This is a genomic window from Nocardia sp. NPDC003999 (genome assembly GCF_053604885.1).
Genome location: NZ_JBSGIB010000029.1, coordinates 1 through 11,732 on the forward strand (window position 1 = coordinate 1; position 11,732 = coordinate 11,732).

Annotated in this window: 12 protein-coding genes; 4 read left to right on the top strand and 8 right to left on the bottom strand. The window is 68.4% G+C overall.

The window, feature by feature from the left end:
• Positions 1-423: 423 nt before the first annotated feature.
• The 6 genes from tyrS to ACWESM_RS33470 form a co-directional block, all read right to left on the bottom strand.
• Positions 424-1,713 carry a tyrosine--tRNA ligase gene (gene tyrS, locus ACWESM_RS33445; RefSeq protein ID WP_364430181.1) on the bottom strand — a complete coding sequence of 430 codons (1,290 nt, stop codon included), beginning with the start codon at positions 1,711-1,713 and terminating at the stop codon, positions 424-426.
• Between the two features lie 421 nt (positions 1,714-2,134).
• A complete protein-coding gene (locus tag ACWESM_RS33450; RefSeq protein ID WP_364430184.1) occupies positions 2,135-2,560 on the bottom strand; it encodes a DoxX family protein in 426 nt (141 codons plus the stop codon).
• A 108-nt stretch (positions 2,561-2,668) separates the two neighbouring features.
• Complete coding sequence (locus ACWESM_RS33455) at positions 2,669-3,310, bottom strand: DNA-3-methyladenine glycosylase (protein WP_364430187.1); 642 nt, start codon at positions 3,308-3,310, stop codon at positions 2,669-2,671.
• A 194-nt stretch (positions 3,311-3,504) separates the two neighbouring features.
• Complete coding sequence (locus ACWESM_RS33460) at positions 3,505-4,650, bottom strand: low temperature requirement protein A (protein WP_452495167.1); 1,146 nt, start codon at positions 4,648-4,650, stop codon at positions 3,505-3,507.
• A 25-nt stretch (positions 4,651-4,675) separates the two neighbouring features.
• Positions 4,676-5,566 (bottom strand): RNA polymerase sigma-70 factor, encoded by an 891-nt coding sequence (locus tag ACWESM_RS33465; protein ID WP_356969060.1) that lies wholly within the window; start codon positions 5,564-5,566, stop codon positions 4,676-4,678.
• A complete protein-coding gene (locus ACWESM_RS33470; protein ID WP_356969058.1) occupies positions 5,563-6,741 on the bottom strand; it encodes an NAD(P)/FAD-dependent oxidoreductase in 1,179 nt (392 codons plus the stop codon). Before ACWESM_RS33470 ends, ACWESM_RS33465 begins: the two co-directional genes overlap by 4 nt.
• A 244-nt stretch (positions 6,742-6,985) precedes the next feature.
• Here ACWESM_RS33470 and ACWESM_RS33475 point away from each other — a divergent pair, with 244 nt between their 5' ends.
• The 4 genes from ACWESM_RS33475 (at position 6,986) to ACWESM_RS33490 (ending at position 10,748) form a co-directional block, all read left to right on the top strand.
• Positions 6,986-8,506, top strand: coding sequence for a multicopper oxidase family protein (locus ACWESM_RS33475; protein ID WP_452495170.1), 1,521 nt, complete (start codon positions 6,986-6,988; stop codon positions 8,504-8,506).
• A gap of 87 nt (positions 8,507-8,593) precedes the next feature.
• Complete coding sequence (locus ACWESM_RS33480) at positions 8,594-9,325, top strand: ABC transporter ATP-binding protein (RefSeq protein WP_364430198.1); 732 nt, start codon at positions 8,594-8,596, stop codon at positions 9,323-9,325.
• Complete coding sequence (locus ACWESM_RS33485; RefSeq protein WP_356969053.1) at positions 9,322-10,116, top strand: ABC transporter permease; 795 nt, start codon at positions 9,322-9,324, stop codon at positions 10,114-10,116. The genes ACWESM_RS33480 and ACWESM_RS33485 overlap by 4 nt, the downstream gene beginning before the upstream one ends.
• The gene (locus ACWESM_RS33490; RefSeq protein WP_355080819.1) at positions 10,113-10,748 is read left to right on the top strand and encodes a TetR/AcrR family transcriptional regulator; all 636 of its coding nucleotides are present in this window, start codon (positions 10,113-10,115) and stop codon (positions 10,746-10,748) included. Before ACWESM_RS33485 ends, ACWESM_RS33490 begins: the two co-directional genes overlap by 4 nt.
• A 25-nt stretch (positions 10,749-10,773) precedes the next feature.
• Here ACWESM_RS33490 and ACWESM_RS33495 read toward each other — a convergent pair whose 3' ends face one another.
• Positions 10,774-11,292 (bottom strand): L,D-transpeptidase, encoded by a 519-nt coding sequence (locus ACWESM_RS33495; protein ID WP_355080817.1) that lies wholly within the window; start codon positions 11,290-11,292, stop codon positions 10,774-10,776.
• A 208-nt stretch (positions 11,293-11,500) separates the two neighbouring features.
• Positions 11,501-11,731 (bottom strand): Trm112 family protein, encoded by a 231-nt coding sequence (locus ACWESM_RS33500; RefSeq protein ID WP_355080815.1) that lies wholly within the window; start codon positions 11,729-11,731, stop codon positions 11,501-11,503.
• Between the last annotated feature and the right edge of the window lies 1 nt (position 11,732).

The window sequence follows — 11,732 nt, forward strand, 5'->3', positions numbered from 1 at the left end:
CTCCACACGGGGGGTGAAAAGGCCGGAACCAAAAAATATTTGGCACTGACATTCATCGACACACTATTGAGTTCTCAAAGAACACACGCACACACATCCGGGCCAGTCTCGACCGGACCTTCCGTGAGGCAACTTTCCCAGCCTAACCAAGCAACCAACCGAAGTCAAGACCATCGGCCGATCTGCGTCATACTGGGCTGACAGGCGCTCCTCGTACTACCTCGTTTCCCGGTCCTGCTCGGCGTTTCCGCTTCGCTTGGCTCCGGGTCGGAGTCCGTGTCGCTCTGACTTGGACTAAGTTACGCGGCGGATAACGCTACGTCAAATCGCCTGAACAACTTGGCGTTTCCGCAGGTCAACGGTGCGCGATCGGAGTGATCGGCGGCTTGAATCACACGGATGTGATTCAAGCCACCGCGACCGTCATGCACCTGCCCGAAGAACCCCCGCCAGGTTCTTCTTGCCGCGCCGCAGCACGAGCCAGCGTCCGTGCAGGTAGTCGGCCTCGGCAGGCGTCCATTCGATGTCGGAGATCTTCGCGTTGTTCACGGCGGCGCCACCCTCGTTCACCGCACGCCTGGCGGCGCCGCGGCTCTCGCACAGGCCGGTCGCGACGAGCAGATCCACAATGGTGTTCGATTCACCCGCCTTGATCTGCGCGACCTCACCGTCGACGGCGGCTTCGCGCAGGGCCGCGCCGAGCGTCGCCTCGTCGAGCTCACGCAGTTCACCTCGGCCGAACAGCGCCTGGCTGGCCAGTTGCACCGCATGGGTGTGGGCCTCGCCATGGACCAGGGTGGTCATCTCGGCGGCCAGCCTGCGCTGCGCCTCCCTGGCGTGCGGACGCTCGGCGGTCGCACGCTCGAGTTCGTCGAGTTCCTCGCGGGACAAGAAGGTGAACCAACGCAGGTAGCGCACCACGTCGGCGTCCGCCGTGTTCACGAAGTACTGGTACCAGGCGTACGGGCTGGTCATCTCGGGATCGAGCCACAGGCTGCCGCCGCCGGTGGACTTGCCGAACTTCTTGCCGTCCGCCGAGGTCACCAGCGGAACGGTCAAGGCGTGCACGGCCGCGCCGTCGACCCGGCGGTTGAGTTCGACGCCCGCGATGATGTTGCCCCACTGGTCGGAGCCGCCGACCTGCAGCGTGCAGCCGTAGTTGCGGCGCAGCTGCAGGTAGTCGTTGGCCTGCAGGAGCATGTAGCTGAACTCGGTGTAGGAGATGCCCTCGCCGTCCAGTCGTCGCTTGACGGTGTCGCGCGCCAGCATGACGTTCACCGAGAAGTGCTTGCCGATATCGCGCAGGAAGTCGACGGCGGACAGCGGCCCGGTCCAGTCCATGTTGTCGGCGATGACCGCTCCGGTCGGGGAGTCGTCCAGGTCGACGAAACGCTCGAGCTGGGAGCGGATCCGCTCGGCCCAGCTCGCGACGGTGTCGGCGGAGTTCATGGTCCGCTCGCCGACGTCGCGCGGGTCACCGATCAACCCGGTGGCGCCACCGGCCAGCACGATGGGTCGATGTCCGGCGCGCTGGAAACGCTTCAGCGCGAGCAACGGCACCAGATGGCCCGCGTGCAGGCTGGCCGCGGTGGGATCGAAGCCGGCGTAGAGGGTCAGCGGCCCGGCGGCCGCCGCCGCACGCAAGGCATCCAGGTCGGTGGACTGCGCGATCAGACCGCGCCAGGTCAGTTCGTCGATGATGTCGCCGCTCACGATGTCCTATCTTTCCGCACGAGGTTCGGGGCCAGGTGTGCACCTCGGTCTCGGGCGCGCGGCGGTGTCGGTCGAATGATTTACATGCGAGCGGTCGAGGTGTCCGCCCGACCGGTTCGCGGAGACGGATCGTCGTCCGGTCTCGCCGCGTTCGCTGAACGAGCACAGGTGCGAGGTTCCGCGCCGCATCGGACCGCTTCGCGGCGCTCGCCGCACTCGCGCGAGAGTTCGTGGTGGATGGCCGAGGCTCGCGGTCGAGACGGTCGTTCGACGACGAGCCCGGCAGAGTGATCGACGGTAGCGAGCACCTGGTGAGCGCACCGACCCAGAGCGCCCCAGGCGTCCACCGCGACGTATTACCCCGTAATGCGCATCGACGGTCGGTGGACCGGAGTCCACCGACCGTCCACTACGCGTGCACTCAGCGCGGCAGCATTTCCCGGACCGCGGCGATGCTGTCGCGGCGCTGGTAGGCGATCCAGGCGAACACGACGGCCAGCACCAGCGGGAACGGAGCCAGCGCGGGAGCGCCCAAGAGGAATGCCTGGGTGGCGGCCGCCAGCACCATGGTGACCGAAAGGCCGGAGGCGGCCAGGCCACTCAGCCGCGGCACGAGCAGACCTGCGCCGCCCGCGACCTCGACCAGGCCGGTGAGGTACCGGAACCAGTCGCCGAATCCGATCTCGTGGAAGATCCGCACCGCGTCGGACTGACCCACCAGTTTCGGCATGCCCGAGGCGACGATCAGGAACAGGCCGAGCAGGATCTGCAGGGTCCACAGGGTGCGGTTGAGCACCTTGCCGGGGCGGGCTACGGCGACGGTGCCGGTGGTGGTGATGGCGGTCATGGTTCTGTCCTTCGGGTCGGTGGCGCCGGGTTGGTGGCGCGTTCACCTGATAGGACGGGAACCTTCGCGAAAACTCATCGCGCCGCGGCGAAAAGTCTCGACGAGCCGTCAGACCGACTGCGCGGCGGACAAGGGAGCGCGCGGACTGCGCCGGTACACCGACACCGCCCGCGAACCCGGAAGCCAAAAACGCCACGGCACATCCGCCGCGCTGCTGACGCCGACCCGTGGGCCACTCGCGATCTCGGCGGCGTCGACGGGGCTGTCCAGTTCCAGCCGGATCGGCGACGACGGATCGAGCAGCGGAGTTCCGTAGTCGCTCAGAGTGATTCCCAGCGCACCGCCGAGATTGCCCGGGCCACGGGCCAAGTCGAGATCGGATCGGGCGCCGGGACGTCGCGCGCGCGCCGTCTCCAGTCCCGCGACGACCTCGCCGGAGCGGATGAGCGCGGCGCTGGCGATGCCGTCCGGTCCGCTCGTCACGTTGATGCAGGTGTGCATGCCGTAGCTGAGGTACACGTACAGCACACCGGCGGGGCCGAACATGACGCCGTTGCGCTTGGTCCGGCCGCGACCGGAATGCGATGCCGGATCCGGCCACGGCCCGGCCGGGTCTCCCCCGTAGGCCTCGACTTCGACGATCCGGACACCGACCGGGCCCGACCACAAGGTAGCCCCGAGCAGACGGCGGGCGGCGGCGGGAGGTTCGACGGCAAGTTCCTCGACATATTGGGCACACACAGCCGCCATTGTCCTCGACGGCGACAACGGGGAGGCGGGGCAGCGCAGCCGCTCGGCACGCGTACCGCCTCGGCACGAACGATCGCGACGAGGACATGACGGCGTGCCATGTGGCGTGAGCGCCGATGCGCACAGACCGACCCGACCCGCGACGACCGGCGGAAATCGTTGACCCGGCCGACCGGAGCAGACAGTGTGCGCATTCAGAAGTACGCGCTGTGCTCGCCCGACCGCAATGTGAGCAAGTCGTCGGCGATCACGGCGGCGTACGCCACGATCACGATCGCGGCCAGTTGCGCCCAGGAGACCCAGTAGACGCCGATCGGGGTGGTGGCCGCCACCGCGAGCGCCCCGAGCAGGCGCGCCCAGGGACGCGGCAACCGCAGTGCCAGGCGGAAGAAGAACTGACCGAGGAAGTACAGCGCGACGCCGCCGGAGAGCGCGGCGGCCACGGCGACCGGGCTCGCCACGCCGCCGCGGGCGATGCTCATCTGGATGCCCGCCGCGGCCACGATGACGCCGATCAGCAGTGGGTACAGGGCGTAGCCGTAGGCCAGTACGGCCGGCCGGGACCGTTCCCGGTCCGGCACCGCGGCCAGCGCGTGCTCGCCGCGCTCGTCGTCGACGCCGAAGTACGCCCACCACAGGACGTAGGCCAGGCAGAGACCGAGGCCGACGGTGGCGATCAACTCCGGCGTGATCCGCTCTCCGGCCAGCCCCGCGCCGATGGCGACGAGGGATTCGCCGATCGCGACGATCACGACCAGCCCGTGCCGCTCGCAGAAATGACTGGCTCGGACCACGAAGTCGCCCGTGTCGACCAGATAGGGGCTGATCACCTGCACTGCGAACGCCAGTATCCAGCAGGCGTACTGCACCCAGTCGTGCACGAACCCACCCGCCAGCACGAGGGCGGCGGCCAGGGCGTTGAGCGGGGCGATCCGGCGGATCGCGGTGGTCGCCGACGTGCCGCCCGCCGAGGCGAACAGCGCGGTATGCACGGCGGTGACCAGGACGTATCCGAACCCGAAGGCGATGCCGGTGCCGTGGAACGCGTCCGGGATGGCCAGAGCGAGGACGAAGAAGGCGAACATGCCGACCAGCAGCCAGGTCCGCCGGGCGGAACTGTTCGGCGCGACCTCGTTGGTGAGCCACACGTAACCGGAATACATCCACCAGATCACCCCGAACAGCAGCGCCACCTGCGCGAGTGCCTGCCAGCCTGGATGGTGTGTGTAGACGTGCGACAGCTGGGTGATGGTGAGAACGAAGACGAGATCGAAGAACAGCTCGAGCGTCGAGGCCCGTACCTGTCCGCCGTCAGCGGACAGGGCACTCTGGTTGGTCACGGCTGGAGCCTAGAACGGCGGAAGATCACCCGAGCGCGTCGGTGCCCATGGAAAGGCCCTTCAGCTTGTACGGGTTGACCTGGAACCGGAGGTTCTGGATTCGTCCGTCGACGATGTCGTAGGTGAACGCGGCCACCGGGGAGCCGCCGATGAATACGAGCGCGCCGAGTTCACCGTTGATGCAGGCGGATTCGAACACGAAGCCCGCGACGACCGGCTTGGCCAGCACGCCGAGGATCCAGCGGGCCACGTGATCGGGTCCGTACAACGGTCGGCGCGCCGCGGTGACCACGCCGCCGCCGTCCGACCACGACGTGACGTCCGGGGCGAGCAGATCCATCAGCGCGTTGAGATCGCCGCCGGAGCAGGCGGCCATGAATCGGGCGGTGACATGGTCGCGCTGCGCCTTGTCGGTGTCGAACCGCGGCCTGCGGGATTGCACGTGCTGCTTGGCGCGGTGCGCGATCTGCCGGATCGCGGGTTCCGGCCGGTCCAGGGTCTCGGCGATCTCGGCGTGCGTGTAGCCGAAGACCTCGCGCAGCAGGAAGACCGCGCGTTCGACAGGACTGAGCGTTTCGAGAACCACCAGCATCGCCGTGGAGACGGTGTCGGCCAAGTCGGTCTCCTCGGCGATGTTCGGTGCGGTGAGCAACGGCTCGGGCAGCCAGGGGCCCACGTAGTTCTCGCGGGTGGCCTTGGCCGAGGTGAGCCGGTTGAGCGACAGGTTGGTGACCGTGCGCACGAGGTAGGACTTGGGTTGCCGCACCGTCGACCGATCGGTGTCGTTCCACTTCAGCCAGGCGTCTTGGAGGACGTCCTCCGTATCGGTGACGGTCCCCAGCATCCGGTACGCGGTGGCGAACAGCAGACGTCGGTGTTCGAGAAACGGGTCCTGCTCGGTTGTCCGGTCGGTCATGGCTGAATTCTCCTGGTGGCTCGGCCACCTTTCGACAGCGCGACCGACACCGTCATCCGCTTGCTCAGCGCGAAGGTCGGTATCGGGCTGCTGCTGACGGTCTCCTTGTAGATGACCGCGGCGCGTCCGGCCAGGTAGCCACGGCGCGGGCGGTCGTCGGCTTTGGTGAACTGGATGACCGCGTCCTTGCGGCCGAGGCTGACCGGCTGGTGGAAATACCCGAAGCGGAACGGCCGCACGCGCTTGCCGCGCAGTTGCCGCGCGATGACGTCGGCGGTGTAGGCGGCGGTAGGCATCCCGCTCTGGCAGGTGCCGTGGATCTGCCCCCACGCTTGACGGACCGCGGCGGCGTCGCCGATGGCGTGGACGGCCGGATGCGACACCGACCTCAGGGTCGGGTCGACCACGATCAGCCCGTGCGCGTCGGTCTCGATGCCCGCCCGCGCGGCCAGCGGTGACACGCGAACACCCGCCGTCCACAGCGTCAGGTCGGTGGGCACCAACTCGCCACCGGCCAGTTCGACGGCGTCGGGCAGCACCTTCACCACGGCCCGGCCGGTCTCGCGGGTGACGCCGAGGCGATCGAGCGCACGATGCAGGTACGCGCGGGCGTTCGTCCCCATCATGGCCCCGAGCTCGCCGGTGCTGATCAGGGTGACGCGCGCGCCGGGATGACTCTCGGCGATCTCGGCCGCCGCCTCGATGCCGGTGAGGCCGCCGCCGCAGACCGCGACGGCGCCGCCGCGCGCCGCGACCTCGGTGAGGCGCTCGGCGAACCGGTGTGCGGTGGCGGGGTTGTCGAGGGTCCACGCATGGTCTGCGGCGCCGGGCACGATGGTCGTGTCCGCGGTGCTGCCCAGGGCGTAGATCAATTCGTCGTAGGGAAGACGAGTCGTCTCGTCGACGGTCACCTCTTGGTTCACCGGATCGATGGCCGTGGCCCAGCCCTGGACGAAGGCGACCCCGGTGCCTTCCAGCAGCGCGGGAATCCGGTGGTCCGCGAGTTGCTGACCGGCGGCAACCTGATGCATGCGCAGACGCTCGGTGAATCGGGCCGAGGGGTTGACCAGCGTGATCCGGACGTCGAGCGCCCGGGTGCGCCGGGCCAGCCGCACGGCGGCGAGCATGCCGGTGTAGCCGCCGCCGAGGACGACGATGCGATGTTCGGTGTTCATGGCAGTGCTCCAATGGTCGGGTCACCGGGGCAGGAATGGCGGATGGTGACGACCATGGGACAAATGACCGGACCCGGACGTGACACCGCGAGCTGTGTTCTGGGTCACAGTACGCCAGCCGCTTCCGATCGGTGCGTGATCCCGCACCCGGAAAGTCCGGACGCGGGCATCAGGGGTGGACCGGGGGTGGAAATAGGGATGCTCCCGGATGCGTTGGGGCACTTGCCATTTCTACCGTCGGTCCATGCTTTCGGATTTCCGGCCGCGCAAGCGGCGGTGGTTGCTCATCGTTGTCGTCTGCGTCGCGGCGTTGCCGGTCCTCGTGGTCGGTGGGGTCGCCTGGGTCTACGCCCGAGCGGACGTGTCCACGGCCGGGAAGACGGAATTCCGGAACGAACTCGCCATTCCTCCGCTGGCGCCGTCGCGGGTGGGCGCCGACGGGACGCGCACGTTCGAACTCGACATGCGCGCCGGGCGAAGGGAATTCCAGCCCGGCCGGACTACGGAGACGTGGGGATTCAACGGCGACTACCTCGGGCCGACGCTGCGGGCGCGGCGCGGGGAGAACGTGGCCGTCACCGTGCGCAACACGTTGCCGGAGGCCTCCACCGTGCACTGGCACGGCATGCACCTGCCCGCGGCAATGGATGGCGGGCCGCACCAGATGGTGGCTCCCGGCGCGGCGTGGACGCCGCGGTGGACCATCGATCAACCGGCCGCGACGCTCTGGTATCACCCCCATCCGCACGGTGCGACCGAAAAGCACGTGCGCCGCGGACTGGCGGGTATGTTCCTGCTCGACGACGAGGTGTCCACCGCCTTGCCCCTCCCCTCCGACTACGGGGTGAACGATCTGCCGTTGATCGTCCAGGACGTGCGGTTCGACGGCGCGGCGTTCGACTCCGCGCATGCGATGTTCCGCGACGTCGGGTTTCTCGGCGATCGGACGATGGTCAACGGCACGCTGGCGCCGTACCGCGACGTCGGCGACGAACTCGTCCGGTTGCGTCTGCTCAACGCCTCGACCGCGCGGATCTATACCTTCGTCTTCGCCGACGGGCGGCCGTTCTCGCTCGTCGCGACCGACAGCGGGCTGATCGAAAGACCGAGCACCGTGGACCGGCTTCGGCTGTCACCGGGCGAGCGGGCGGAGATCGTGGTCCGGATGCGGCCGGGCGAGCGCACCGTGCTGCGCGGCGGCGAACTCGACGCCGGGCTGGATTTCTGGACTCAGCGGTTCTCCGGCGGCGACGACACTTTCGACATCCTCGAACTACGCGCGGCAAGCACGTTGCGGCCCGCGCCGGAACTCCCCGCGGTCCTGGCGTCTCCGACCACCCCGGACGGCGGTGATTCGGTGCTGGAACGGCATTTCGACCTGAACCTGGCCGGGATCAACGGCAGGCCGATGGCCATGGATCGCATCGATTTCGCGGTCACGCGCGGCACGGCGGAGACCTGGGTGGTGCGCAACAACGACGGCATGCCGCACAACTTCCACATCCACGACGTGCGATTCCGCGTGCTCGCGGTGGACGACGAGCCGCCGCCCCCGGCACTGACCGGCCCGAAGGACACCGTCTTCCTGCCGCCGAACAGCACGGTCCGGCTGGCGATGCGCTTCGACGGCCCGGCCGATCCGGACGCGCCGTACATGTACCACTGCCATCTGCTCTGGCACGAGGACCTCGGGATGATGGGCCAGTTCGTGGTCGTGAACCCGGGCCAGGCGGCGGGAACACCGCCGGTGCGGCACGGCCACTGATTCCGGGAAAAGCACTCTTGCCGGTCGAGCGCGAGCGCGCTAAATTCATCGTACAGTGAATTCAACACTCGATGAATTGAGGCGACCGTGTCGCAAGCCAGCCCCTCCCCCGCCGTCGAGGTACGAGATCTGCGGGTCCACCGCGGCGGCCGTGAAGTCCTGCACGACGTCTCGCTGACCATCCCGCGCGGCTCGATCACCGGGCTGCTCGGTCCGTCCGGATGCGGCAAGACGACGCTGATGCGCAGCATCGTCGGCACCCAGATCATCGAATCGGGCGAGGTCACCGCGCTCGGCCACCCGGCGGGCTCCCCGACGCTTCGCCATCTGATCGGGTATGTCACGCAGGCGCCCAGCATCTACAACGACATCAGCGTCCGGGAGAACGTCGCGTACTTCGCCGCGCTCTACGGCCGCGATCGCGCCGACGTGGACGACGCGATCACAGCGGTGGGCCTGGCCGATCACGCCCAGCAACGCGGCGACGAACTCTCGGGCGGCCAGCTGACGCGGGCGTCGCTCGCGTGCGCGCTGGTCGCCCAGCCCGAACTGCTGGTGTTGGACGAACCGACCGTCGGCCTGGATCCCGTGCTGCGCGTCGAGTTGTGGAAGCAGTTCCACGAACTGGCCGCGAACGGGACGACACTGCTGGTCTCCAGTCATGTCATGGACGAGGCCGAGCACTGCGACCGGCTGCTGCTGATGCGCGACGGTCAGTTGCTGGCCCAGCTCAGCCCCGACGAACTGCGCGCGCAGACCGGCGAGCAGAACTTGGAAACCGCCTTCCTCACCCTTATCACGATGGGACAGAACGCATGACCGCCATCTCGGAAGCCGCGCCGAAGCGGACGCCGACGCTGCGCCCCTACGCCGCGACCACCGGCCGCATCCTGCGGCAACTGCGCAACGACCACCGCACCGTCGCCATGATCCTGGTGGTCCCCGCCCTGCTGATGGCGCTGCTGTATTTCATCTACAAGGACACTCCGACCAACCCGCTGAATCCGGTGCCGCTGTTCGACCGGGTCGGCATCAGCATGCTCGGAATCCTGCCGTTCATCGTGATGTTCCTGATCACCGCGATCGCCATGCAGCGGGAACGCACCTCGGGCACGTTGGAGCGACTGCTGTCGACGCCGCTGACGAAACTCGACCTGCTCGCCGGATACGGCACCGCGTTCTCGCTGGCCGCCGCCGCGCAGGCGATCGTCGCCTGCTTGGTCTCGTTCGGTTTGCTCGGACTGGGCTCGGCGGGCAGCCCCGCGTGGGTGGTGCTGATCGCCGTCGTCGACGCGGTGTGCGGGGTGGCGCTGGGTCTGCTGGCGAGCGCGTTCGCCCGCACCGAATTCCAGGCCGTACAGTTCATGCCGGTCGTGGTCGCCCCGCAGATCTTCTTGTGCGGCTTGCTCGTTCCCCGCGGCCAACTGCCCGATTGGCTGGAGGTGATCAGCAACGTGATGCCGTTGAGCTACGCGGTCGACGCGCTGCAACAGGTATCGACGCATCCGGAGGTCACCGGCCAGATGTGGCGCGATCTGGCCATCGTCGCCGGGTTCGCGATCGTCGCCCTGTGCCTCGGCGCGGCCACGCTACGACGGCGGACCGCGTGACGGCAGGCAACGGCGCCGAGCGTCCCGCTCGCACCGGCCGCCGACCCGGGCAATCGGGCGCCCGCGAGGCCATCCTCGCGGCCGCCCGCGCCCGGTTCGCGGATATCGGCTTCGACAAGACCTCCGTGCGCGCGGTCGCCACCGACGCCGGGGTCGATCCCGCTCTGGTGCATCACTACTTCGGCACCAAGCAACAGCTCTTCGCCGCGGTGGTGGAGTTGCCGGTGGATCCCGAGGCGACCTTGCGCGTCATCGAGGCCGCACCGCTGGACCGGTTGGGCGAGACCATTCTTCGCACGGTGGTCGCCGTGTGGGATTCGCCCGCGGGTCCCGGCGTGGTCGCGATGGTGCGCAGTGTCCTGGCCGGCAGTCACGATCCGTCCCTGGCCAGGGCGTTCCTCTTGGAGGTCGTGCTGGAACGCGTCCGCAGGCGGATCGCCACCCCGCAGGACGACGGCCGCGCCCGGATCAGCCTGGTCGCCTCGCAGATGATCGGCGTGCTGGTCGGCCGCAAGGTCATCGGAGTGGAACCGCTGGCCTCGATGTCCGCCGCCGATCTGGTCGCCGCCGTGGGCCCGACGCTGCAGCGCTATCTGACCGGTGACATCGGCCAGGAACCGGTGTCCCGGTGACCGCGACGAGGGGACGCCGGGGCCGTCACTCCACGACTTCGACGACGTCACCGGGCCACAGGTACTCGTAGAACGCCTTGGCACCCTCGTAGGTCATCCGGACGCAGCCGTGCGACTTCTTCTCGATCGGACCGACATGGAAGGCGATGTCGCCGTTGAAGAAGGTCGCGTACTCCATCGGAGCGTTGTGCATGGTGCTCCAGTGGAACTCCTTCTTGAACGAGACGTGGAAGACGCCGGGCGGCGTCTCGTATCCCGGCATGCCGTGCGAAATCGGCGTCGGGCCGTAGACCACCTTGCCGTCGTCCATCAGCCACGCCTCATTGGTGGACAGCCGCATGCACGCACGGGCCGCGGTGGAACACGGCGCCACGGCCGGAGGGGGCGGCGGAGGTGGAATGAGCGCGGGCAAACCGGGGATGTCCGGGCCACCCGGCCACAGTGGCTCGGCCTGCGCGGGCGTCGCCATGGCGAATCCCGCCGCCGCGACTGCGCAGGCCATCGCGCATCGAGCCGTCCAATTACGTAAACGCGAATCGCTCATGACGTTCCCGACCTCTCTCTCATACGCCACCTGTGCGCTGATCAGGTCGGTCGCAACGCCCCTGTGCTGGAGCGAGATGACCGTCTCGAAGTGCAAATGATCATGGCGGAGCCGGCTTCGAACGGTCAATGGACGCAAAACGACCGTGACGCATCCGTTGCCGCGCAGTGGGCGAGTCGTGAGAGAAAGGGGACGGCCGCGCGGAGGGTCAGGCGTCGCCCTGAGCGGTGAACGCTTCGTGCTCGGCGTCGGTGACGTCCCTGGCTTCGTCGACGAGCAGCACCGGGATGCCGTTCTCGATCGGGTATGCCCGCCGCAGGCGCGGGTTGTAGAGCAACGCGCTGTCGTCGGCGGCGCGGACCAGCCGCAGCGGGCCCTTGTCCTGCGGGCAGGCCAGCAGGCTCAGCAGTGTGGCGTCCAGGGTGGTGTGCTCAGGCATA

Bases quoted from the DNA above. Each gene is read 5' to 3' on its own strand.
- ACWESM_RS33470 (WP_356969058.1), bottom strand. From the start codon at position 6,741: ATGAACACCGAACATCGCATCGTCGTCCTCGGCGGCGGCTACACCGGC.
- ACWESM_RS33455 (WP_364430187.1), bottom strand. From the start codon at position 3,310: ATGGCGGCTGTGTGTGCCCAATATGTCGAGGAACTTGCCGTCGAACCT.
- ACWESM_RS33450 (WP_364430184.1), bottom strand. From the start codon at position 2,560: ATGACCGCCATCACCACCACCGGCACCGTCGCCGTAGCCCGCCCCGGC.
- ACWESM_RS33465 (WP_356969060.1), bottom strand. From the start codon at position 5,566: ATGACCGACCGGACAACCGAGCAGGACCCGTTTCTCGAACACCGACGT.
- ACWESM_RS33475 (WP_452495170.1), top strand. From the start codon at position 6,986: ATGCTTTCGGATTTCCGGCCGCGCAAGCGGCGGTGGTTGCTCATCGTT.
- ACWESM_RS33485 (WP_356969053.1), top strand. From the start codon at position 9,322: ATGACCGCCATCTCGGAAGCCGCGCCGAAGCGGACGCCGACGCTGCGC.
- ACWESM_RS33500 (WP_355080815.1), bottom strand. From the start codon at position 11,731: ATGCCTGAGCACACCACCCTGGACGCCACACTGCTGAGCCTGCTGGCC.
- ACWESM_RS33495 (WP_355080817.1), bottom strand. From the start codon at position 11,292: ATGAGCGATTCGCGTTTACGTAATTGGACGGCTCGATGCGCGATGGCC.